Source organism: Kriegella aquimaris (genome assembly GCF_900103215.1).
GTDB classification, from domain to species: domain Bacteria; phylum Bacteroidota; class Bacteroidia; order Flavobacteriales; family Flavobacteriaceae; genus Kriegella; species Kriegella aquimaris.
This window is the reverse complement of sequence record NZ_FNGV01000014.1, coordinates 1-23,916: the sequence shown is the minus strand read 5'-3', so window position 1 is coordinate 23,916 and position 23,916 is coordinate 1. Positions and strand designations below refer to the sequence as shown.

15 protein-coding genes and 2 tRNA genes are annotated in these 23,916 nt (G+C 41.2%); 10 read left to right on the top strand and 7 right to left on the bottom strand.

Annotated elements, in window-relative coordinates:
• The first annotated feature begins 19 nt into the window (after positions 1-19).
• The 3 genes from BLS33_RS19825 (at position 20) to BLS33_RS19815 (ending at position 4,443) form a co-directional block, all read left to right on the top strand.
• On the top strand, positions 20-1,918 hold the full coding sequence (locus tag BLS33_RS19825; protein WP_218129623.1) for a RagB/SusD family nutrient uptake outer membrane protein: 1,899 nt from the start codon (positions 20-22) through the stop codon (positions 1,916-1,918).
• 28 nt (positions 1,919-1,946) lie between these two features.
• Positions 1,947-3,158, top strand: a complete 1,212-nt coding sequence (locus BLS33_RS19820; protein ID WP_176801468.1) for a DUF5000 domain-containing lipoprotein — start codon at positions 1,947-1,949, stop codon at positions 3,156-3,158.
• 79 nt (positions 3,159-3,237) lie between these two features.
• The gene (locus BLS33_RS19815; RefSeq protein WP_089893894.1) at positions 3,238-4,443 is read left to right on the top strand and encodes a DUF4998 domain-containing protein; all 1,206 of its coding nucleotides are present in this window, start codon (positions 3,238-3,240) and stop codon (positions 4,441-4,443) included.
• A gap of 46 nt (positions 4,444-4,489) precedes the next feature.
• On the opposite strand, the gene BLS33_RS19810 is transcribed toward BLS33_RS19815, so the two are convergent.
• Positions 4,490-6,019: a GH3 auxin-responsive promoter family protein gene (locus tag BLS33_RS19810; RefSeq protein WP_089893891.1), complete on the bottom strand. Its 1,530-nt coding sequence runs from the start codon at positions 6,017-6,019 to the stop codon at positions 4,490-4,492.
• Positions 6,020-6,097: 78 nt separating this feature from the next.
• On the opposite strand from BLS33_RS19810, the gene BLS33_RS19805 reads away from it, so the two are divergent.
• Positions 6,098-6,892, top strand: a complete 795-nt coding sequence (locus tag BLS33_RS19805) for a DUF2797 domain-containing protein (RefSeq protein ID WP_089893888.1) — start codon at positions 6,098-6,100, stop codon at positions 6,890-6,892.
• 14 nt (positions 6,893-6,906) lie between these two features.
• Positions 6,907-7,902, top strand: a complete 996-nt coding sequence (locus BLS33_RS19800) for an NADP-dependent oxidoreductase (RefSeq protein WP_089893885.1) — start codon at positions 6,907-6,909, stop codon at positions 7,900-7,902.
• A gap of 8 nt (positions 7,903-7,910) precedes the next feature.
• Here BLS33_RS19800 and BLS33_RS19795 read toward each other — a convergent pair whose 3' ends face one another.
• Entirely contained in the window at positions 7,911-10,655 is a 2,745-nt protein-coding gene (locus tag BLS33_RS19795) for an AsmA-like C-terminal region-containing protein (RefSeq protein WP_089893884.1), read from the bottom strand.
• A 246-nt stretch (positions 10,656-10,901) separates the two neighbouring features.
• Positions 10,902-11,612 (bottom strand): queuosine precursor transporter, encoded by a 711-nt coding sequence (locus tag BLS33_RS19790; protein ID WP_089893881.1) that lies wholly within the window; start codon positions 11,610-11,612, stop codon positions 10,902-10,904.
• A gap of 110 nt (positions 11,613-11,722) precedes the next feature.
• On the opposite strand from BLS33_RS19790, the gene BLS33_RS25375 reads away from it, so the two are divergent.
• A complete protein-coding gene (locus BLS33_RS25375) occupies positions 11,723-13,831 on the top strand; it encodes a DUF5723 family protein (RefSeq protein ID WP_089893878.1) in 2,109 nt (702 codons plus the stop codon).
• 73 nt (positions 13,832-13,904) lie between these two features.
• Here the strand turns inward: BLS33_RS25375 and sppA are convergent, their stop codons facing one another.
• On the bottom strand, positions 13,905-15,659 hold the full coding sequence (gene sppA / locus BLS33_RS19780) for a signal peptide peptidase SppA (RefSeq protein WP_089893874.1): 1,755 nt from the start codon (positions 15,657-15,659) through the stop codon (positions 13,905-13,907).
• A gap of 72 nt (positions 15,660-15,731) precedes the next feature.
• On the opposite strand from sppA, the gene folK reads away from it, so the two are divergent.
• Positions 15,732-16,883, top strand: coding sequence for a 2-amino-4-hydroxy-6-hydroxymethyldihydropteridine diphosphokinase (gene folK / locus BLS33_RS19775; protein WP_089893871.1), 1,152 nt, complete (start codon positions 15,732-15,734; stop codon positions 16,881-16,883).
• Between the two features lie 95 nt (positions 16,884-16,978).
• Here the strand turns inward: folK and BLS33_RS19770 are convergent, their stop codons facing one another.
• On the bottom strand, positions 16,979-17,530 hold the full coding sequence (locus tag BLS33_RS19770) for an RNA methyltransferase (protein WP_089893868.1): 552 nt from the start codon (positions 17,528-17,530) through the stop codon (positions 16,979-16,981).
• Between the two features lie 201 nt (positions 17,531-17,731).
• On the opposite strand from BLS33_RS19770, the gene mutS reads away from it, so the two are divergent.
• From mutS to BLS33_RS19755, 3 genes are all read left to right on the top strand, one after another.
• Entirely contained in the window at positions 17,732-20,314 is a 2,583-nt protein-coding gene (mutS, locus tag BLS33_RS19765; RefSeq protein WP_089893865.1) for a DNA mismatch repair protein MutS, read from the top strand.
• 121 nt (positions 20,315-20,435) lie between these two features.
• Positions 20,436-20,508 (top strand) — tRNA-Gly (locus BLS33_RS19760).
• Positions 20,509-20,547: 39 nt separating this feature from the next.
• Positions 20,548-20,631, top strand: a tRNA-Leu gene (locus BLS33_RS19755).
• 277 nt (positions 20,632-20,908) lie between these two features.
• Here the strand turns inward: BLS33_RS19755 and BLS33_RS19750 are convergent.
• Positions 20,909-23,203, bottom strand: a complete 2,295-nt coding sequence (locus BLS33_RS19750) for a relaxase/mobilization nuclease domain-containing protein (RefSeq protein ID WP_089893862.1) — start codon at positions 23,201-23,203, stop codon at positions 20,909-20,911.
• The gene (gene mobC, locus BLS33_RS19745) at positions 23,200-23,583 is read right to left on the bottom strand and encodes a plasmid mobilization relaxosome protein MobC (protein WP_089893858.1); all 384 of its coding nucleotides are present in this window, start codon (positions 23,581-23,583) and stop codon (positions 23,200-23,202) included. Before mobC ends, BLS33_RS19750 begins: the two co-directional genes overlap by 4 nt.
• Positions 23,584-23,916 lie beyond the last annotated feature (333 nt).

The window sequence follows — 23,916 nt, the reverse complement described above, 5'->3', positions numbered from 1 at the left end:
TTTTAAAGAAAAGAAAAAGATGAAAATAAAATTGATAAACGGTTTACTTACCATAACACTCCTACTCATGGGAGGGTCCTGTTCCAAGTACGTCGATGTAGTCCCTGACAACATCGCCGTTATTGAAGATGCTTTCGAGACTAGAGATGCGGCAGAGCGGTTTCTGGCAACTTTGTACGGCTACCTTCCCCCATTTAACAGCATTAACAACCCGGCACTAGTGGCAGGAGACGAAATAGCGGTCAACGACAATGTATCCCGTAATTGGGCCGGCCGTGCCATAGGTCGCGGAAGCCAATCAAAAGTAAACCCCCGCTTAGGGTATTGGGGCTCGAACAGTGTCACCAACTTGTTCATTGCACTTCGCGATTGCAACATTTTTCTAGAGAATGTAGACAAACCCTTCGATATTCGGGAGGACGAAAAGATAAAATGGATTGCCGAAGCCAAGGTTTTGAAAGCGTACTATCACTTTTATTTGATGCGCATGTATGGGCCAATTCCGATAATTCGTGAGAATATCGAGGTAAGTGCCGGCGTTGAGGCCGTACGAGTAAGCAGGGCCCCTGTTGACGAAGTAGCGAATTATATCGTAGAATTGTTAGATGAGGCAATTGCTGATTTACCTGCTGTGTTAGAAGATCAAGGCACCGAACTCGGTAGAATTACCGCACCGATAGCCGCATCAATCAAAGCGCGCACATTAATGACGGTTGCCAGTCCTTTGTTTAACGGAAATGGCGATTATGCCGGTTTTACCGACGCTGAAGGTAATGAGTTGATCAGCACTGCTTATGATGTTGAAAAATGGACTCGTGCGGCCACGGCTTGCAAAAGCGCCATAGATATGGCTCATGATGCCGGACACTTTTTATACAGATTCATAGGGGCCCCGGCAGATTGGTCCGACACTACAGTAACCAAACTAAGCATTAGAGGCAGTATTTCGGAACGATGGAACGAGGAAATCGTTTGGGGCGCTTCGGGCCGTACAATGTCAACATTGCAAAATTGGTCTCAGGCCAAAATTGCACTTGACCTCACCGCAGAGACACGGGAAAGCGTTCAATCTTTCTATAACACCCCAATGAGAATTGCGGAAATGTTCTATTCCGAAAACGGGGTCCCTATAGACGAGGATAACACCTATGATTACACCAATCGTTTTGAAGTATCTGCCGCAGATCAGGCCCATCAGCATTATGTCAGACCCGGATTTGAAACGGCAAATCTTAATATGCACCGCGAACCTCGATTTTATGCCTCACTAGGTTTCGATGGAGGTACGTGGTTCGGCCACGGCCAACTTAGTGATGACAACGAACTGATCGTTGAGGCAAAAAAAGGACAAAGAACCGGCAAAACTGATGCCAATCGCTGGGGAGTTTCCGGTTATTGGCCCAAGAAATTGGTCTATTACGAAAATGTGCAACGGGGCACCTCATCAGGCTATAGCAATAGGGCCTATCCATTTCCTGTCGTACGTTTGGCCGATCTTTACTTATTATATGCGGAAGCGCTCAACGAATCGGGCCAGACTACGGAAGCCTATCCATGGATCGACCTGATACGGGAACGCGCAGGCCTTAACGGCGTGGTAGAATCATGGGCGGCAGCTTCTAGAAACCCCGACAAACCAACGACGCAAGATGGACTTAGAGACATCATACAAGACGAGCGAATGATCGAACTGGTCTTCGAAGGACAACGTTTTTGGGATTTGAGAAGATGGAAAAGAGCAGCGGAATTTTTGAACAGCGACATCCGTGGTTGGAATTCCGAAGGCGAAAATACGGAAGATTATTACAAGGTCATATCAGTAGGCAGCTATCGCTTTTTAAACAGGGACTATCTTTGGCCAATAGCCGAAAACGATATTATAACGAATAGCAATTTAGTACAAAACCCTGGTTGGTAATATGTGCACTTTAAAAAATAAGTATCCCATGAAAAATCTCAAATTGTTTTGTTTAACGGCCTTCTCCCTTGGTATGGTCCTAATTTCATGTGAGGAAGAAGAAAAAGGCCCGCTAATTGGCGATGATGTATCCCCAAATGTAATCACGGACGTCACCGTCGAGAATTTGCCCGGTGGTGCCCTAATCAAATATAAATTGCCCCAAGATGAAGATGCACTTCTCGTGGAGGCCAATTATGTTCGAAATGGCGAGTTGATTTCTGCAAGGTCTTCTATTTTTAAGAATTTTATAAGTATTGAAGGACTTAAAGAAACCGCTCCACAAGATGTAAACCTAGCTGTAGTCGACAGAAGCAATAACAAATCAGCCTCTGTAAAAGTTACCATAAACCCCGAAACGGCCCCCATAGACAAACTCTTTTCGTCCTTTGAACTAGTGCCTGACTTCGGCGGCGTTCGACTGAAATACAACAATGAAGATAACATTAAGGCCGAATTGCTTTTGTATGCCGCAGACGAAAATGGCTCGATCAGCTATAACCAATCTGCATTTATAGATAATGACAATCGTACCCACTTCACCTATAGAACTTTTGAACCCACGCTGCAAACCTTCGGGGTGGCCGCAATCGATAGGTGGAACAATATCACGAGCGTGAAACAAACAAAGGTATTGCCCCTGGCCGAAATAGAGCTTGATATTCAAGAGTTTGACAATCTTTTTCTCAACGGCGACAGGCAAGATGCATTTGGCTGGATTATGCCCAATATGTGGAACGGCTCTATTGATGGCTCGGGGTATCACACCTCCCAAACCGAGGCTGGTGTAACCATTGCCCCCTACACCGAACCCTTCCATATGTTCACCATGGACCTCGGTGTAACAGCCAAACTCAGCCGGTTCAAATTCTGGCAAAGACAAGGTTCCTGGATTTTTACACATGGTAACCCCAGATATTTTGAGGTATGGGGAATCGATGAGCTTCCAGCCGATAATGGGGATTCTTTTGAAGGATGGACTAGATTAGTTGAAAATGGCGAAGTCATAAAACCGTCAGGTGGTGCCATAGGTCTTAATAGTGCGGAAGATGCAGCCTCAGCGGCGTCGGGTGAGGAATTTGAATTTCCGATCGATGCCCCTCCCGTACGTTATATCCGGTTCGTAAACCTTAAAAACTGGTCGGAAGGAAAGTTTATTCATATCATGGAAATTAATTTTTGGGGACAGCTAGCCGAGTAAAAGGAGAAGCCCACTTAAAAAATAAATAAAATGCATCTAAAAAGTGTACCAGTTGCGCAAAACCTTAATCACTGAAACAATGAAGAACTCAACACGAATTATATATCTCGCCCTTATGGTAATGTTCGCAATTATTGGCATTGCAGCTTGTGAGGAGTCCGCCGAGACCTACAGCGAATTTACCAAAGATGGAGAAATCATATACGTAGGAACACCAGATACCGTTTTAGTAGCTCCGGGTTTCGAAAAGTTGCAATTTTCCGTAGTTATCAATGCCGACCCCAAAATTAGCAGCGGTGTTCTACAGACAAAGGATAAATCATTTATTCAAGAATTTGACGTAGTACGTAAAAATAATGGCCAAGACACCATATCCTTTACCGTAGATCTTGAAGAAGGCGAATATAACTTCGACGTCTTTTTAAAAGATAACGCCGGACATCAATCCATTCCTCGTGAAGTAAATACTGTTGTTTATGGCCCTAAATACCAAGAGGCCCTTATTAGCAGAGGCATTTCCAAAATTAAAACATTTGAGAATACTGCAATTATTGAATGGAGAAACGCGCCAGACGGAAGTATTTCGACTTCTCTTACCTATGAAGATGCTACCGGTGCCCTACAGATACTTGAGATTCCCGATGACATGGCAGAAACAACTTTGGACAGTTATAAACTAGGGGGGCAAATCATGATTGAGAGCACCTATGCCCCTACCGCAAGTGCCATTGAGGTTTTTACCTCTGCATCAGAAGCCATGTTTCCTGAGAAATTTCAGCTTGACAATACGTTAATAACCGCTCTTAAATTACCTTTTGACGCATCCGATGGGTGCTATGGTTCCACCTATGAAAAACTCACGGATGGTGCCACCGGCGAATTTTGGCATAGCTGTGATATACCTGAAGATTTATATCCGTTTGTCATGAGTTTTGATATTGGTGTGACCGCCAACTTAAGGGGGTTTCGGCTGGACAAGCGATCATCTTGCTGTGGCGGAAGAAGTCCGGGCGCCTATCAAATTTGGGGAACAAATGACCTGACCGGAGCCGAGACCGTAGACATAGACGCAGGTGAAATAGCAGACTGGGAAGCAGATGCAACCACAAAAGGCTGGGTCAAATTACTAGAGGTAACCGACAACACCCAAGAGACTTTTGAGGCGGATATTCCAGAAAATGCATCAAATTTCAGATACATCAGAGTGGTCGGTATATCTTCAATAAATGGCGAAACCACTGCAAATTTCGATGAGTTCACCTTCATGGCGACAGCGGTAGAGTAATTCTCGGACCACCATTTAAGATGCAGACTTGGCAGTAAATACGGTTTCAATATTTACTGCCAATTTTGTTCATTTCCAGTAACTCTTCAATATAGTCCCTTCTATTCGAAAGTCTTGGAATCTTGTGTTGTCCGCCAAGTTTGTCTTTTGATTTCAACCAGTCGTAAAATAAATTCTCTCTCGCCACATGAACCTTCGGCATTTTCAAGGTAATATTATTATATCGTTTGGCTTCATAGTCTGAATTTAAAGATTTCAGGGCATTATCTAGAAATTCGGTGAAATAGGCAATTTCTTCCGGAGGTTTTCTAAACTCGATAATCCATTCATGCGCACCTTTATCCTTTCCTGACATAAAAATGGGACCCGCCGTATAATCTTTGATTTCGGCACCGGTCTTTTTACAGATATTTTTAAGGGCTTCTTCAGCGTTTTCGATAATTAACTCTTCCCCAAAAACATTGATATGATGTTTTGTACGCCCCGTAACCCTTATCCGATATGGACTCTTTGAGGTAAATCGTACGGTATCGCCGATTTTATAGCGCCATAAACCAGAATTAGTGGTAATTATAATCGCATAATTCGCCCCGATTTCAACCTCCCATAAAGGAATGGCCTGTTGATTTGGCGAACCATAAATATCCATAGGAATAAATTCATAAAAGATGCCATAATCGAGCATTAACAGAAGGTCATCGGCATTGTTTCGGTCTTGAATTGCAAAGAAACCTTCCGAGGCATTATAAATTTCATAATACTTAAAACGTTTACGTGGCAGTAATTTTTCATATTGCTCTTTGTATGGGGTAAAACTCACCCCTCCATGAAAATACACCTCCAAGTTTTCCCATATCTGGAAAAGATTTTGCTTTCCGGTTTCTTCAAGTACATTATTCAACAGCACCAACATCCATGAAGGAACACCCGCCAAACTCGTCACATTCTCTTGGGTACTTTCTCTAATTATGGCCTTTAATTTGCTTTCCCATTCGTTCATTAAAGAAACCTTGTTACTGGGTGTGCTACTGAATTCGGCCCAGAGGGGCATATTATCGATCAAAATGGCCGAAAGATCCCCGAAAAAGGAACCGTTATCCTCGTATAATTCTTTACTGCCCCCTAACCTCAGGCTTTTACCCGTAAACAATTGTGAGTTTTCGTTGTTGTTCAAATAAAGACAAAGTAGATCTTTACCCGATTTATAGTGGCAATCTTCCAAAGCCTCGGAACTTACTGGAATAAACTTGCTCTTGGCATTGGTCGTACCACTGCTCTTGGCAAACCATTTAATGCTGGTAGGCCAAAAAATATTTTGCTCTCCCTTTCTCGTACGTTCGATGGTAGACTCGATTTCTTCATACGATACGATAGGCAACCGCTCTGAAAAAGTCTTATAACTATTGATTGATTGAAAATCATATTTTCTACCTAATTCAGTTTCCTCGGCAATCTCCAACAATTGAAATAGCACTTCTTCCTGTACCTCTTCGGGGTATTTTAAAAAAAGTTCTATTTGATGATAGCGTTTTTTCAGCAACCATGAGGCTATCGAATTAAATAGGGTTATTGGCATTTTTGGGTATCTTTATCCTGTTAAAAATAGTTTTTAAAGATATCATTTTCAAATCGATTTTATTCAAATTTAATAAGGATGCAGTACCAGGGAGTTCTAAAAAAAATGCAATCGGAAATCGGCAATCCCATTCAATACTACTTGGTTTTCGAAAATGATTTCCTCAACATGAACCAAGTATTGGATAAAAAACTGCAAATCGATTTTATAAAATATCAATGCCTAAATTGCGGATTGGATAAACCCATCTACCGGCAAGGCTTTTGCAAGTCTTGCTTTTATGAAATTCCGTCTGCAGGAGATTGGATTATGCGCCCAGAGCTGAGTACTGCCCATTTGGACCAAGAGGACCGTGACCTGGCTTATGAAAAGAGAGCTCAACTACAGCCACATATTGTTTATCTCGCAAACTCGAGTAATGTGAAGGTGGGTGTTACCCGCAAATCACAGGTGCCCACACGTTGGATCGACCAAGGGGCGCACGAGGCCATTGAAATTGTAGAAGTACCCAATCGCTATCTGGCCGGCATTACCGAGGTCGCCCTAAAAGAGCATGTGGGCGATAAGACCAACTGGCGCAAAATGGTGACCAATGATGTCGATGACGAGAATTTGGTAGAATGGAGAAGTAAGCTGCTACCCTACATACCGGAGCAAGTTTTACCCTATTATATCGAAAATAATAAGGAGACCGAATTGAATTTTCCTGTACTGCAATATCCAAAAAAAATAAAAAGTCTAAACCTTAGAAAGACCTCAAGTTTTGAAGGTGTTTTAAAAGGAATTAAGGGTCAATACCTGCTTTTCGAAGACGGAACGGTCTTTAACATAAGAGGCAACGAAGGGTATTATATCAACCTAGGAATACGTTAACCGATACTATTAAAATGAATCAGACAATCTACCTTAAGAACAGACCGGAGGGCAAACCCAGTTTAAACGATTTTCAATTTATTGAAGAAGAAATGCCCGAGCCCGGTGATGGCGAAATCTTGTTGAAGACTAAATATGTCTCTGTCGACCCTTACCTCAGGGGAAGAATGCGTGACCAAAAATCATATATTGAACCTTTCAAACTCAATGAACCTGTAGAATCAGGCATTATTGCCGAGGTTATCAAGTCGAACAACCGCCATTTTAGCGTTGGTGAGCACGTAAACGGCATGTTGCAATGGAAAGAATTTCAAACCGCTACAGGTAACGGTCTCAATAAAGTAAATGCGTCTGAAGCCCCACTTACCGCCTACCTTGGAGTTTTAGGGCTGACAGGAATAACGGCCTTGATGGGTCTCGATAAAATAGGAAAACCGAAAGAAGGGGAGACATTACTTGTTTCTGGTGCATCTGGAGCCGTGGGAAGCGTGGCAGGACAAATAGGAAAGATAAAAGGGTGCCGTGTTGTTGGAATCGCTGGCAGCGATGAAAAAATCAAACTAATAAAGGACAAATTCGGGTTTGACGAAGGAATCAATTATAAAACGACCGACAATATGATAAAAGCTATCGCAAAGGCTTGCCCCAGTGGAGTTGATGTTTATTTTGATAACGTGGGAGGGGAAATACTCGATGCCGCCATTGCCAATATTAATAAATTCGGACGCATCATCAACTGTGGGGCCATATCATTGTATAATGAAACCGAAACACCAATGGGACCTCGACATGAAGGCACTTTTATAAAGAAAAGCGTGCTCATGCAAGGGTTTACAGTTCGGGACTATGTTAAAGAATTCGCACCACCAATGCAGCAATTGGCAGAATGGATCAAGCAAGGTAAACTTACATACTCGGAAACAATTGTTGAAGGATTTGAAAACATACCTCAGGCATTTCTAGATTTGTTCGATGGAAAGAACAAGGGCAAAATGATTGTTAAGGTATAATGGCTTTTTTATGGATTCTTTGTTTTTGTAGTGTCTTTCTTCTTTCCGAACAAACCTCCTAAAATATCCTTTGCCTTCTCTTTCACCTCATCTTTTTTAGGTGCAACAGTGTCCGTTTTTGATTGTGTCGTATCTTTTTCAGTTTTCCCACTATTCAATATTCCACCTAAAATTCCTTTTACTTCGTCACTTTTGCTCACCTCTTTTTGCTGGGTGGAATCGGTCTTGGGTTGATTTTTATTCAGAATACCACCTATTAGGTCCTTGGCTTTATCTTTTCCTTTGTTAATCAATTTTTGTTTTTCTATCTCCACCAATTTCGAGGTCAAACTTTTAACGCCTGCGGTAAGGTCGGTACTAACTTCGGGGCTATCATAGTTTCCGCCAATATTGGCTACTACGGGGATTGTCAAGTTTTCAAGGGACGAATCGTCAATTTTAGCAATCAACGCGTTTATTTCTTTACCAAGATATTTGGCAGGCACCTCCATGGTGGCCTTGTAATTCAACTTCTGATCAAAAGTATGGTTACCATCCACATTGATGGCAATATCTTTATAGTTCAACGTAAAAGGTTTCACACTGACTAGTCCGTTTTCAAAAGAAAGCTTTGTTTTTAGTTCCTTTAGATTCAATTCCTTTAGGTTTATAAAATCAAGTTTACCATCCAAGGCAGATAATAATGGAGCCTTATCGGTATTAATCTCTCGGGTCATAACATTTGCCAAGACGTTCCCGGTCAAGGTCAATAGATCAGGGGTGAAATCATCGGTAAGATTTCCTGCCAACTGAATATCGGAATCCAATTTCCCTTGGAGAATTTGAGCGATAGGAGCTAAAACTTTAAACATTTCCAAAGCTTTAAAAGTTTCGCCGATCTGCAACTGTTCCATATCCAATTTCATGGCAAAAGTGGGAGTTTCATTTTTAGTGGAAACTTCACCATTAAATGCCATTTTACCATCAAATATGGAAGAAGTCATATTACTCAAACTGGCTTTCTCATCTTTGATACGCAAGTTTCCTTTTACATCTTTCAGCGTTAGGTTATCATAAAGCACCGTATTGGCCGATGCATTGATAGTCGCATCCAAGAAAGATGGTATTTTAATTTTCTCTTCCGATGTACTTGTGTTTTCAGGTATTTTATTGTCCCCTTCACGCTCAGAAGGTGTATTTGTCTCCCTGACCATAAAATCGTTCAAAGCAAAAGTGTTGGAGTCTAGATTGAAATTACCTTCTACGTTCTCATCGTTAAACACAAATCCCAAAAGATTATTGATGGTTCCGGTGATATTAAAATCTGTCTTGCCCGTGGTACCTTTTAATTCATTCAAGGTTACCGTTTTCGGATTGAATGTTAAGGCCGTAGCACTCAATTTAACAGGGTTGGGAATCTCATCGGAAGTATACTCGAAATCTCTAACACCTAGCTTGCCAGAAGTATTGGTTTTTTCGTATTGTTTCTTTTCAACCGAAACCATATCGAAGGCCGTAGTAATATCTGCATTTAAAATCCCTTTTAAATTAAAATCGGCCGGAACAGGATAGGCTTGTGAGATATTGGCCAAATTCATTTTGCCGTCAACATGCGCATTCACCTTCATATTGCCCATGAGTTCTTTAATCTTGGCAGTCATATTGAACTTATCTTCATCAATCATAAACGACAACTTATCGATATCAACATAGGTGTCTTCAACGATACCAGTAGTATTGTTGATTTTTGTATCGATAAAAACATTGCGTACAGACTTCGGCAAATCAGGATACTTAAACGATGCGTTGTCTGAATTTATCTTGATATTGAATTTGGGAATATGGGTTTCGTCTACAATTCCATTAAATTTGCCCTCAACAATAAAATCACCTGTGGTCTTTACATTTTCAATATTTTTTGAATACGCTGCTGGTATAACCGCTAGGAAATTTTTAAAATCGGAGGATGGTGTTTTAAAGCTAATATCAACTTCTTGATTCGTCTCGTTCACTTTTACAAAACCCTCAAAAACCAAGGGCAGCTGATTGATAATGGCTTCATTTTTTAGAAATGAATATTTATTTTGCTTTAAATCTATTCCAATCAAGGCATCTAACTGAACCTTGTTTTTATTTAAATAATTGGTGCTGTCCATTTCGAAAGAAACAAAGGCATCGGTATGCGTATCCAATTCCGAGGTTTCAAGAGACAAGTCGCCAGTACCATTATGCTGGAACTCGGTGAGTTCAAAGAACATTGCCGTAGCCTTGTCGTTATAGGTTATTCTTGAATTCGTAATTTCATAGGATTGAAGATCGAGATTAAATCCACTAGCATCATCCGATGGTGCCGTAGCTTCTGAACCTGAATCTTTGCCCACATCGTAACTGGCGTTCGCGTCAGCATCCACAGTAATATTCAGAACGGCCCCATCAACAGAAAGGTTTTTTATTCCAATAGGTTCTCCAGCCCCCTTGAAAAGTTCACCGATACCCATTTTTAGGGCTACTTCTTTTGCTCCGAACAGTGTATCACCTTCAAAGGGAGCTTTATTGATAAGGGTTACCCCTTTCAGACTAACCTCGGCATTCGGAAAACTGCGAATCAAGCTCAAGTTAGCATCGGTAAAATCAAGCGTTGCGTTCAGATTGCTGTTTGCATTGTTCTTGATAATATCCCCGATTTTGGCTTCGAGTAAAAAAGGCGCCGCAATCAACACACCTATAACCAAAATTAAAATGACACCTAAAATTTTAAATATCTTATTTTTCATATAATTTTTATCCTTTAAAGCCAATTATAGCCTTTGAAATTCTATATCGATCTATTCCAGCTTCCTTTAACAAAGTGGGAATCTTGATAAACCTCAGCTCGTTTCTTTGTTACTAAGTGAAACACTTAAAGCATAACCCAACCCTGAAGAAAACCTATCGCAACTACGACAAATATTTTCTTATAAATTGACACTATTGTGTAATTTGTTGATGCTTTCGATAACAACAGAAAAAAAGCATAAATATTATGCCTCGAGGTCGATTTCCTCTCCCACGGCTAGGTTAAAACGCTTTCTGAGAAGATATACGAAAAAATACAGGAAAGGGGTGTCGATTATAGCAATGAAAACCTTAAAAAGAAAACCGCTGATAACGAGACCATAAAACAAACTCCACGGTAAAACTTGAAATACACATAAGAGCCCAACAACGGTAAAGGTGTCAATAAATTGGGATAGAAAAGTAGAAAAATTGTTCCGAACCCATAAATGTTTGCCCTTTGTAATCCGCTTCCAAAAATGATAAATCGCAATATCAACATATTGGGCAAAGAGATAGGCAATCATGGATGCCAAAACGGCGATTGGGGAAAGGGCAAAGACTTTGGTGAAAATTTCATCGTTTATAGGTGATGAAGTAATGGCCGGGGCAACCTCGGCCAACAGTATGATACCCATGGAAAAAAAAGAGGCAAAAATACCCGCTGTTACTATCTGATTCGCCTTTTTCCTTCCATAAATCTCAGAAATCAAATCAGTAATCAAGAAAGTGATGGGATATGGTAAAATTCCCACAGAAACCTCAAACAACGAGGCACCAAATACGGTAATATCTCCAAACGGATTCCAATAAAAAAACTTCTGGAAAATTAAATTCGACACTACTAAAGAGGTTATAAACAGTGCGCCTAGATAAAGATAAATTTGGTAGGCCAACTGCCTGTCTTTTAAAACCATAAGTATTTTCCTATTAAATAATGTCGATAAAACGTGCAATTATCTCGATATACGGTCGTTATGCATGAACTGTTAAAACCAAAACAAAAGTAAACCAAAATTAGACCAACATGAAAAAAACAATTTTGACCTCATTATTGGTGCTTGGCGGCCTGAGTGTAAAAGCACAATCATACATTGGCTACCTTTCCGATAATTACAGTGGTGTTCACGGCCTGATTGCCAACCCCGCCAATATCGTCGATTCGCGTTTCAAAACTGACGTAAACCTTGTAGGGGTCAGTACTTTTTTTAGCAATGACTATTATGGATTAAAATTAGGAGACGTCGTCACCTCTGATTTCGATTTTGATACGGATGGCAAAAAATACCCGAAAGAAAATAACAACTTTTTTGGAAATGCCGATGTCATGGGACCATCGTTCATGTTCAATATTAATAGAACTAGCTCACTAGCTGTCTTTACGAGGGGCCGTGTTAGTTATAACGTGAATAAAATAAATGGAACGACGTTTGAAAATATATCTAATGAATTTGATGAAAATGAAGATTTTATAGTAGATGAAGATGACCTTTACTTAACGGCGAATGCTTGGGCCGAAGTAGGTATTACCTATGCTAAAGTATTCATGAATAAAGAGCAGCACTTTTTAAAAGCGGGGGTCTCTTTAAAATATCTGCAAGGAATGGGCAATGCCTATGCCAATGGTGAAAACGTCAACATTAACTATGATGCGGACGGCACGGATCTTGGCGGAGGGGAAACCACCGGAAGCATTACCTCACAAGGTACTGTGAATTACGGTCATAGCGATAATATCAACGACGATTTTGATGATTTCGAGTTTGAAATAGTAGATGGTGCCACAGGTTTCGGTGCAGACCTTGGTGTAGTTTATGAATGGAGGCCTAATTATGCGTCCTACACTTCGAAAGATAGTGAGGGCAACCCCTACGCTCCAAAATATCTGAACAAATACAAATTGAAGCTCGGACTTTCATTGACCGATTTAGGGTCGATACAATATAAAAACGGAACCGAAAATGCTTACGATATTACAGGAACCGTTACCGAAGACGACTTTGATAATCAAGATGGAATTGAAGATATTCTCAGCACCCTCTATTCACAAACAGGGACAGGAAAAGCAGCAAAGTCTGCATTACCGACGGCATTGCATTTAAATGTAGACTATAATTTACATAAGAAATTCTATTTGAACCTCAACACTGATTTTTCATTGAGCTCGAATTCAAAGGCCAATGCCAACCGTGTGCCTACAGTCGCCTCTATAACCCCTCGTTTTGAAAGTAAATGGTTCAGTTTTTATATGCCCGTAAGTCTTATTCAGGGATCAGGCGCCCAATGGGGAGCTGGTTTTAGAGCAGGACCTTTGTATTTAGGATCAGGATCGGTACTTTCTTTATTGATGAGCGATAATTCAAAAGCCGCTGATGTATACGCAGGCCTTAAAATACCTGTTTATCAAGGTAAGCCAAAAGATAAAGACGATGACGGTGTGTTGGATAAGATGGATGATTGCCCACAAGAAAGCGGTCCCATCGAAAATAACGGATGCCCATGGCCCGATACCGACGGCGACCAAGTTTGGGATAAAGATGATAATTGCCCTCAAGAAGTAGGTGAAATTGAAAATAACGGTTGTCCTTGGATAGATACCGATGGGGATTCTATTCTTGACAAAGACGACAAATGCCCAGAAGAAGCTGGTGATGCCGCCAACAATGGTTGTCCGTGGCCTGACACCGATGGAGATGGCATACTCGACAAAGATGACAATTGTATTGATAAAAATGGTACAGTTGCCAACAACGGGTGCCCCGAAATAGTTCAAGTTACTGCCGAAGTACAGAAAAAACTTAATGATTATGCCAAGACCATTCTTTTCAATTCTGGTACGGCGAGTATAAAAGCTGAATCGACAAGTGCGCTTGTAGACATTATCAATATTTTAAAGGAATACCCTGATGCTAAATTTTCGGTGGAAGGACATACCGATAGTATTGGAAGTAAAGCGACCAATCAGCAACTATCAGAGGCCAGGGCACTTTCGGTAAAAGATTTTTTAGTTAAGAATGGTGTTGACGCTTTTCGATTATCAGCGGTAGGATATGGGGAAGACAAACCCATTGCCACCAATATGTATAAAGACGGTAGAGCTAAAAATAGACGTGTAGAAATCAATCTTGTCAAATAAATTGACCTAAAAAATTCTACCTTAAACTTATATTTAAAGACCGGTCACAAAATTAATTTTGTGACCGGTCTTTTTATTTTACATCTAGAACGAAAGGCATGCGTGCTTGAACTCCCTTTTGTTCCATGACAGACTTTATCTGTTTTAAAATGGTATACGCCTCTGTACCTATTTCTTCTTCAATAAACTGTTGTTTCGCCTGTGCACCTGACATGTCTTCCAAAAATCGCTCAAGACCTGATTTGTATCTTGGGAATTTTTTTATTCCATAGTTTTCCAGCCCGGCAAGATTTGCGGCTTCGGCAATGGCATCATCCAAAGTACCCAGTTCATCGACCAAGCCCAGTCTTTTGGCATCGACACCGCTCCACACCCGGCCCTGACCTAAGCTATCTGCTTCTGCCACCGATATGCCCCTACCCATTGCAACACGCTGCAAGAATGTATCGTAGGTCTGCTCTATACTTTCGAGCACTACATTTCTAAAATCATCCGTCATAGGCTCGAATAATGAATATTCTACCGAGTTCTTGTTTGTGCCTACCTGTTCGGCATTGATACCGATATTCGCAGCCAATTCCGTAATATTAGGAACAGTACCAAAAACACCGATGGATCCCGTAATTGTGGTTGGCTCCGCAAATATTTTGTCTGCTCCTACCGCAATATAATAGCCTCCTGATGCTGCCACATTACCCATAGATACGACCACAGGCTTCTTTTCTTTTGCCAATTGAATTTCCCGCCAAATAATATCGGAAGTCAATGCACTGCCTCCCGGGGAATTCACCCGTAATACAATGGCTTTCACTTTTTCATCATCACGGGCTTTTATAAGGGCTTCATTGATAATTCCCTGTCCGATGACATTTGGTCCGCCTTCCCCATAAAGAATCTCTCCTTGAGCAAATACAATGGCGACTTTATCATCTCCCTTTTGTGTGATTTTCTTGTTGGAACGCTTTACGTAGTCGTTCAATGCTACATACTTGATATCTTCTTCCGAGTTCAATGCTGTGGCGTTCCGCAATAGTTGTTCGTATTCATCATAAAAGAGAATGCCATCGACCAAACCTGATGTTTTTGCGTACTGTGGCGTTCTTCCGCCCAAGGTGTCGGCAATGATGTTTAAATCGGTCGCGCTCAGATTTCTTCCTTCCGAAATTTCGGAAACCATTGAATTCCACAACGAACCAATCAATTCTTTGAGCTGCATTCTATTTGCATCACTCATTTCATTCGACAAAAAAGGTTCGACCGCACTTTTATATTTTCCATGCCGAATAACTTCCATTTTAACCCCTGTTTTTTCCTGTAAATCTTTAAAGAAAAGCACTTCGGTGGAAAGTCCCCTAAAATCGAGGGCACCTACTGGATTCATAAAAACGGAATCGGCTACACTCGCCAAGTAATAGTCTTTCTGCATATAAAAATCACTATAGGCATAGATGAATTTCCCACTTTCCTTGAATGTTTTTAATGCTTTGCGGATGGCCTGTGTTTGTGCCAAACCTGCCACGATAAAGTTGTTATTGATGCTGATGCCCTTGATATCATCATCGTTCTTAGCCACTTGCAAGGCGTGCAAAATTTCATCCAGTCCTTGCGACTGCTCAAAAAAACCAGTAAAGGGATCTAGTTCATTGTTGCCTACATAATCGCTAATAGGCTGTTGTAATTTCAATTCTAAAATTGAATTCTTTCCTATAGTAACACCTTCATCGGCACTCTCCAATAAACTCACAAAAACCATCAGCATAACGAAAAAAATTCCGAAGGCGATGAGACAGCCCATAATGGCTGCCAAAAGATTTCTCAAAAATTTCATAGTTCCACTACATATTATTAGGGCTCAAAGATAACCAATGTGGATTTGTTTTGTTTACTTTGTTTTCAGATTATGAATGACCTCAAAACAGTATACCTTTCTATAGGAAGCAATCTTGGCGACAGGCTACGCAACCTCCAGAAGGCAGTTTTTTCGCTGCATCGGGAGGTTGGAACCGTCGTGGCCATCTCAAGGGTTTACGAAAGTCCTTCTTGGGGTTTTGAAGCTGGCAACTTTTTAAATGCCGCAGTAGGTCTCGAAACTGAATTATCACCTCAAAAAGTATTGGAGCGTATATTGGCCATCGAAAAAGAGATGGGTCGGGAACGTACGGCCGCAATCGGGTACCAATCGCGTAATATAGACATCGATATTATCTATTATGAATATGAAATAATAGAAACTCCCGAACTTACGATACCTCATCCGCAAATGACTAAAAGGCGTTTCGTTCTGAGACCGCTATCGGATATCGCACCACAGTTTTACCACCCCATATTAAATAAAGATACTCGAAATCTTATTCAGGAAAGTCGGGACAAGACCAACCCGGAAAAAACGAATTACCGCCTTTACAAGAATCGGCAAGAACTTTTTTCAAATACCCAGTTCATCGCCATCGAAGGAAATATCGGTGCCGGAAAAACCACTTTGGCCAGAAAAATGGCCAACGATTTCAACGCCAAACTGGTTTTGGAGCGTTTTGCCGAGAACCCCTTTCTCCCTAATTTTTACAAAGACCAAACACGCTATGCTTTTCCTTTGGAAATGTCTTTTCTGGCAGATCGTTACCAACAATTCACAGACGATACCTCGCAATACGATCTTTTTAAGAATTTCATGATTAGTGATTATGACATTTTCAAGTCATTGATATTTGCAGGAGTAACCTTGCAAAAAGCTGAGTACGAGCTTTATAAAAAGGTTTTTAATTTTATGTACAAAGAGGTAACAAAACCCCGGATCTATGTATACCTGTATCAGCAAACGGATCGTTTGATTTACAACATAAAAAAGCGGGGAAGGGATTACGAACAAGGTATTACACCCGAATATTTAAATCAGATAAATAGGGGGTATTTTGACTTTCTTAAAAGTTATCCTGAAGAAAATAGTCTCGTCATCGATATTACCGATATGGACTTTGTCGAGGACGAAAATGACTACAACACCATCGTAACAAAAATTCAAGATTTTGCTATCGGTCAATCGCTTTTAACATAATTTTAGTAATTTTCTTGCACAGATGAAGATGATTCACGTTATTGCGCTCTGAATTTTAAACTAACCGACTCAAACTATACCCAAAACCCCAATGTTTATAACATTGGGGTTTTATTTTTCATGTTTAGTTTAGACCAAAGGTCCCAAACTACAACGCCCGTACTCACTGAAATATTCAAAGAGTGTTTTGTACCGTATTGAGGAATCTCTAAAACAACAGCGCACTGATCTACCACCTTTTGTGCGACCCCTTTGACTTCGTTTCCAAATATCAAGGCATATTTGCTTTCCCCATCCACCTGAAAATCATTGAGCATGGTAGCCTTTTCTGCCTGCTCCACTGCTATTAGGGTATACCCTTTAGATTTTAGATCGACCATAACTTCTTCCACACTTTCACTATACTCCCAATCGACGCTTTCAGTAGCGCCCAAAGCCGTTTTATGAATATCTTTATGAGGTGGTTTTGCAGTAATACCACAGAGGTATATTTTCTCGATCAAGAAGGCGTCCGCCGTTCTGAAGATCGACCCAATGTTGTTAAGGCTTCGAATATTATCCAAGATAATGAGTATCGGTGCTTTTTCGGCGTTTTTGAAACCTTCGACATCGAGCCGGCCCAATTCTTCATTTTTGAGTTTACGCATATTCCGATTTATAATTTATAGCAACAAAAGTGATAGCCGGCCAAAGCCCTATAAGCTTGAAAACTTATCCCCAAAATATCAACAATGGATAAAATTCAAGGGCAAAAACAGTACATTCGTTAGTTGACGATAATGCTGCAAAAATAGGTTAATAAAATCGCTTTGGGAAAAACAGAAAAAACAAAGAAGGTTACCCCTTTAATGAAACAATTCAATGGCATCAAGAGCAAATACCCTGATGCTTTGCTATTATTTCGTGTGGGCGATTTTTATGAAACTTTTGGTGAAGACGCTGTCAAGGCCTCCCGCATTTTGGGCATTATATTAACGCATAGAAACAACGGTGGAGACCGTACCGAACTTGCTGGTTTTCCGCACCATTCGTTGAACACCTATTTGCCGAAACTCGTAAAAGCGGGGCAACGTGTGGCCATCTGTGATCAGCTGGAAGACCCTAAACAAACCAAAACCATTGTAAAAAGAGGTGTTACCGAACTGGTCACCCCTGGCGTGGCGTTGAACGATGACATTCTATCAGCCAAAACCAATAACTTTTTAGGTGCCATCCATTTTGGGCACAAGCTGTTGGGTGTTTCATTTCTTGATATTTCAACAGGAGAATTTTTGACCGCTGAGGGCAACGAAGAGCAAATCGATAAACTGCTTCAGAATTTTGGGCCCAATGAGCTTTTGGTATCCAAAGCGCATAAGAAAGAATTTTTAGAACTTTTTGGCAGCAACTACCACACGTTTTATATGGAAGATTGGGTGTTTCAGGAAGATTACGCTCAAGAAACCCTACTTACGCACTTTAAGACCAAGACCCTTAAAGGTTTTGGCGTGGATCATCTAAAACACGGTATCGTCGCATCTGGCGTTGTATTACACTATCTATCGGAAACACAGCATCGGCAATTGCAACATATCAACACCCTAAAACGAATTGCTGAGGAAGAACACATCTGGATGGATCGTTTTACCATCAAGAACTTAGAACTATACCATTCGACGAATACCAATGCGGTTACCCTTATCGATATTATAGATAAAACCATTTCCCCAATGGGAGGGCGTTTATTGAAACGCTGGCTAGCGTTGCCCTTAAAAAACATAGAAAAAATACGACAGCGTCACCAAGTCATCTCTTATTTGTCGCAAGAAGATACCACTCTTCAAAAATTGCAACATTATTTTAAACAAATGGGGGATCTCGAACGTTTGATTTCCAAGGTCGCCACGGGCAAAATTAACCCCAGAGAAGTTGTACAGCTCAAAAACTCCTTGGAGGCACTCGTTCCTATAAAACAACTAACCTCTGAAAGTTCAAATGACGCGCTTATGCTTATCGGAAAGCGATTGCATAACTGCGACCTGTTGCGTACCAAAATTAAGGATATGCTCAACGAGGAAGCCCCCGTCAACATGCTTAAAGGCAGTACTATCGCTACGGGCTATTCCAATGAACTTGACGAACTTCGCGGTCTCGCCCATTCAGGGAAGACCTATTTAGACAATATGTTGCAGCGGGAAACCGAACGTACTGGCATCTCCTCATTGAAAATAGCTTCTAATAACGTGTTCGGTTATTATATCGAAGTACGTAATTCGCACAAAGATAAAGTACCCGAAGATTGGATTCGTAAACAGACCTTGGTCAATGCCGAACGATACATCACCGAGGAACTCAAAGAATACGAATCTAAAATACTGGGTGCCGAAGAACGAATTCTGCAACTCGAACAGCAACTATTTTCCCAATTAGTGGTCTGGATGCAAGAATACATTGCGCCGGTACAACAAAATGCGCAACAAATTGCCAAATTGGATTGCCTCTGCGGATTCACTCAATTGGCCAAAGAAAATAATTATGTGGCCCCGATCATCAATGACTCCACTGAAATTGAAATTAGGAATGGTCGGCATCCCGTCATCGAAAAACAGTTACCTCTAGGGGAGTCATACATCGCTAACGACGTCATCTTAAATCGAGACAACCAACAGATTATCATGATAACTGGGCCCAATATGAGTGGTAAATCTGCCATCTTGCGCCAAACGGCACTTATTGTACTCTTGGCACAGATGGGAAGCTTTGTACCCGCCGAATCGGCTCAAATCGGTTATGTCGATAAAATATTCACCCGTGTCGGTGCAAGTGACAATATCTCCATGGGCGAATCTACCTTTATGGTAGAAATGAACGAAACCGCCTCGATTTTGAATAACCTATCCGAGCGTAGTTTAGTATTGCTCGACGAAATTGGGCGCGGCACTAGCACTTATGATGGTATTTCCATTGCATGGGCTATTTCAGAATACCTTCATGAACACCCCGCTCGAGCCAAAACCTTATTCGCCACCCATTATCATGAGCTCAATGAAATGGCAACAACTTTCGAGCGTATTAAAAACTTCAATGTCTCGGTAAAAGAACTTAAAGACAAGGTGCTTTTTTTACGAAAATTAACGGCAGGAGGTAGTGAGCATAGTTTTGGTATACATGTAGCGAAAATGGCCGGGATGCCACAACAGGTCATTCATAAAGCCAACAAGATTCTAAAAAAGCTAGAGAAATCACATTCAAGCGAAGAACTTACCGATAAATTAAATTCGGCTCAAAACGAGATGCAACTCAGTTTTTTTAATTTAGACGACCCCCTTTTAGAACAAATAAAGGAAGAAATCACTCATTTAGACATTAATACGCTTACCCCGGTCGAAGCATTAATGAAGCTGAACGAGATAAAAAGATTGTTGACAAAGAACAAAAAAGCAACCTCTTAAATCAGCCAAATTGGAAAGATTTTACAGGTAGAAACTTTTCGAACGAAATTTCTTTGCCTTTTAGAGAATTGTATTAAATTTGCATCCGCTATCGGTTTTAGATGGCACGTTCTTATATCATGCGAAAATAGCTCAGTTGGTAGAGCGCCACCTTGCCAAGGTGGAGGTCGCGGGTTCGAATCCCGTTTTTCGCTCGAATTTTAATCCACGTTCTACCGCCGGTAGAAACGTCTGCTCGAGTGGTGGAATTGGTAGACACGTTGGACTTAAAATCCAATGGACATTAGTCCGTACGGGTTCAAGTCCCGTCTCGAGTACAAGGGAGATAGCCGAGATTTACGTCTCGGCTTTTTCGTTTAAAAAAGGCACTTGGTACAACATAGGTACAACAAATCATTTTTTCTTTGGCTTCTTCAATACCATATACTTTTCGTTAATTGCTTTTTTGGATTAAGATTTATCACTTTTGTTTCGATTTTCACTAAGTGACCTCCCTTCTTTTCACAACTCCTAGAAAAACTTTTGATTTTTTTGTTCTCCCTATCCACAGATAAGCGCCCTTTAAGAATTCAAAAATTGCATTCCTAAATAGTTTCATTGAATCTTAATCGAAAGCCCCCTACCCCTATATTTTGTAAAATCGGTAAACTCGTCCTTAAATCCGTTGAACATTTCTTCCTCTCTAGAACTATTACTTCCCAACAAATTGCCAAGCGCATAAACTCCCTTTCGAAGTAGACGCGCCTGTTTTTTGTCCACTTGCTTTTGGGAAACAATACCTAGGGCTTCCTTCAGTCCGTTCTGCATATGGTATTCCAAGTGCTGCAAAGGCAGATTTGGCCGTACCCCATCCAATACAAAGAGATAGGCAGCCTTCTTGTACTGCCCGGTCTCCACCAAATATCCAGACCAAAGACTTTTTAAATTATCCCGTCCAGATGTTTCGATGTCCTTCAAGGTTTCTGCTTGCTTATCCAAAACCTGGTCCAAGTCTGTTGACGACTCCAGATAGGCCTGTGTTTTTGGCGAAAGCGGAACTTTTTCAGCGTACTTGGAATATATCGAACCGATGCACAGCTTTTCTTCATTTCTTTCAAAATAGAAACCTTTGGCATTGAAAAATGCTATATAATCCCTCGGGGATTTTTCGAAGGAAACCTGTATACGCTCTGCATATTTATGATAGGATTTCAGGCTCAGCATTTCAAATTTTTGTCTGTATGGTGCAGCCATGGCTTTATATAGGTTCGGGAACATCAATGGAAGGAACATCGCCGACGGCCGTAGATCGATTTCATTTTCGGTCCTGTCGTTCAAAAGCCCGTCCAGTACTTTTTCGTTTTCCTTGATAAAACCGGGGGAAGCATAAAAATCGATTTGGTCCGGCAACGGTATGTGGCCTAAATTCAGTTTGACTTGATACCGACGAGAATTTGTATAGGTCAATTGGCCACCTTGGTATTTGGTTCCCAAGCTATGTAAAAGCTCGAAAAGGATTCCCTTTTGCCTTGGTGCATCGAACAATCGCTTTTCGCTTGCCTGTCTTATAAGCTCGGCCTTGCCTTTTAATCGCCGGTCTTCTTTGACCGATTCCGAAATATATAGCTTGTCCTTTACAATATTGAATTGTGGTTTTATCAGTTCGCCCAGATTTCGGTCGTCGGTATGCAAGTACTTTTTGAGAAACTGGAAGCGTTCCGTTTTGGCCATTTCCGCAACTAGAGCTTTAATTGGTATTATATCGATATGTTCCGAAAAAAGAATTTTGTTTCCCGAATTTTGATAGGTACTCTTGTAAGCTTCCCTGATGCACCGTTGAAGCTCTAATTGCAGTTGTTCGCTTTCCGCATACATCTGGGTATATTTGCTTTCGAACAGTTCGGGGTTTTGTTGAATGCCGATATTAGGCGCTATTTCTTCGCTTTCTAAGACATATCCCGATTTGTCATAGATGGTAAAATCCACGGGGTTGCCTTCTTCATTATAATCGACCTTGCAATCCAGTTTTTGATAAATTTTTAGGATATCGGGGAGGTGTTCTGGGTTTATCGTCTTAAAAAGTCCATAAGCCGTATTTATTTGTTTTTCCAGCCTCTTTTTGACCATTGGCAAGAGTTTGGACCTTCGGTTCTGCTCGAATATCTTTTGCAGTTTTGGGCCGCTCAGTTGCGGGTGTACGGTATAGCCATTGATAAACCTTGACTTGTAGCCATCTTTTGCAGCAACTCCATAAGATACTCCTACCCTGCCATTTCGTTCGACCGTCCTTAATTCAATGTGATGTTTTTTAAGGTGTCCCTCCAGTTCCTTAAAACTGCGTACTCTATGCTTTTGCAACTCAATATTAACGATGTCCTGAATATAGAACCTGACCCCATTGATGTCCCGGTTTCGGAATTCGGGCATCTCGTATTTCGGGAGTTCCCTGGTCTGTTTTGTATCGGGCGATGGGGAAAGTCCGAACTCTTTTTCAAGGTATTTTTGGGTCGCTATGCTCCTTCTTATGTCATTTGAAAGGTTTATCTGCAAACAATCTTCTTTGATCGTGGACGAGACGATATGCACATGCTCGTGCTTGGTATCGTGGTGGCGTACCACGACATAGGGCTGTTCGCCATAACCCATGTGTTCCATATATTTTTTGGAGATTTCGAAAAAGTCGGTGTCGTCCAGGTCCTCTCCGCGCGGAAGGTTCAGGGAGATATGCGCATACCTTTTCTCCGAATCGTGGCGATTGCCAAGGTGGTAGAGTACCCTGCCGAAAAACTTCATGTCGGTGTTGGTATCGGAATAGGTGTTCTGGAAACCGAGTATAGTGCTTTTTGGTTTGCCCGAAACATAGTTCAGCACCCCCTGTACATTGCTGCGATATAGTATCCTTGCTATCATTCTTGATTTTTGGTGTTGATGGTTTCAATCAGTTCCAGCATCAATTCGTTCGCCCTATCCAATTCCCGTCCGAGGTCCGCGTTCGGGCTTCGCATGTTCTTATAGTTGGCCACCTTTACCAGCTGGTTGATGTTGGTCCCTATCTTGTTGATCTGATAACTTAAAGTGGAGAGGCCATCGGGAATCCGTTTCTCCATTATCGTTTCCCTGTCCAGGATAAGCTTTCTTAGGAAAGGGCCGACCGTTCCCCTTTTCTTGAAATCAAGGTTATAGGATTGCAGGATGGTCTTCACCTTTTCCAGTTCCGTACCATTGAACCGGAGCGTTATGGCATGCATCCTTTTCTTGTCCCCCAATCGTTTTCTGCCGCCTTTGTTCATTGCCTATTTTTACTCGATTTTAATCGGTTTCACTTCGTCAGAAGTAGGCGGTTTTGCGATGCGCGAAACATCACTTGCTATCCACCTTCGTGGATAAATATATACAATCAAATTGAATTATAATAATCTCATAATCAATATTTTATGTCGTAATATCATATCGGACCATATCGAATTATATGGGTACAGATACGAAATTTATCCGGCCTGATATGGTGTTGAAAAAATTAGGGAAATATGGAAATTTCCCAGTTTTTTTGTGGTCAGGGAGAGAAAAGTGCAAGCGGTCTTTTCGCCGCTTGTTCTTTTGCGCGGCACCTAGGGGGTCGTGCA

What these genes read in the sequence shown, in the direction of transcription:
- sppA (WP_089893874.1), bottom strand. Translation starts at nt 15,659, where the DNA reads ATGAAATTTTTGAGAAATCTTTTGGCAGCCATTATGGGCTGTCTCATC.
- BLS33_RS19795 (WP_089893884.1), bottom strand. Translation starts at nt 10,655, where the DNA reads ATGAAAAATAAGATATTTAAAATTTTAGGTGTCATTTTAATTTTGGTT.
- BLS33_RS19820 (WP_176801468.1), top strand. Translation starts at nt 1,947, where the DNA reads ATGAAAAATCTCAAATTGTTTTGTTTAACGGCCTTCTCCCTTGGTATG.
- BLS33_RS19815 (WP_089893894.1), top strand. Translation starts at nt 3,238, where the DNA reads ATGAAGAACTCAACACGAATTATATATCTCGCCCTTATGGTAATGTTC.
- BLS33_RS19800 (WP_089893885.1), top strand. Translation starts at nt 6,907, where the DNA reads ATGAATCAGACAATCTACCTTAAGAACAGACCGGAGGGCAAACCCAGT.
- folK (WP_089893871.1), top strand. Translation starts at nt 15,732, where the DNA reads ATGAATGACCTCAAAACAGTATACCTTTCTATAGGAAGCAATCTTGGC.
- BLS33_RS19825 (WP_218129623.1), top strand. Translation starts at nt 20, where the DNA reads ATGAAAATAAAATTGATAAACGGTTTACTTACCATAACACTCCTACTC.
- BLS33_RS19805 (WP_089893888.1), top strand. Translation starts at nt 6,098, where the DNA reads ATGCAGTACCAGGGAGTTCTAAAAAAAATGCAATCGGAAATCGGCAAT.
- mobC (WP_089893858.1), bottom strand. Translation starts at nt 23,583, where the DNA reads ATGAACAAAGGCGGCAGAAAACGATTGGGGGACAAGAAAAGGATGCAT.
- BLS33_RS19790 (WP_089893881.1), bottom strand. Translation starts at nt 11,612, where the DNA reads ATGGTTTTAAAAGACAGGCAGTTGGCCTACCAAATTTATCTTTATCTA.
- BLS33_RS19810 (WP_089893891.1), bottom strand. Translation starts at nt 6,019, where the DNA reads ATGCCAATAACCCTATTTAATTCGATAGCCTCATGGTTGCTGAAAAAA.
- mutS (WP_089893865.1), top strand. Translation starts at nt 17,732, where the DNA reads ATGAAACAATTCAATGGCATCAAGAGCAAATACCCTGATGCTTTGCTA.
- BLS33_RS25375 (WP_089893878.1), top strand. Translation starts at nt 11,723, where the DNA reads ATGAAAAAAACAATTTTGACCTCATTATTGGTGCTTGGCGGCCTGAGT.
- BLS33_RS19750 (WP_089893862.1), bottom strand. Translation starts at nt 23,203, where the DNA reads ATGATAGCAAGGATACTATATCGCAGCAATGTACAGGGGGTGCTGAAC.
- BLS33_RS19770 (WP_089893868.1), bottom strand. Translation starts at nt 17,530, where the DNA reads ATGCGTAAACTCAAAAATGAAGAATTGGGCCGGCTCGATGTCGAAGGT.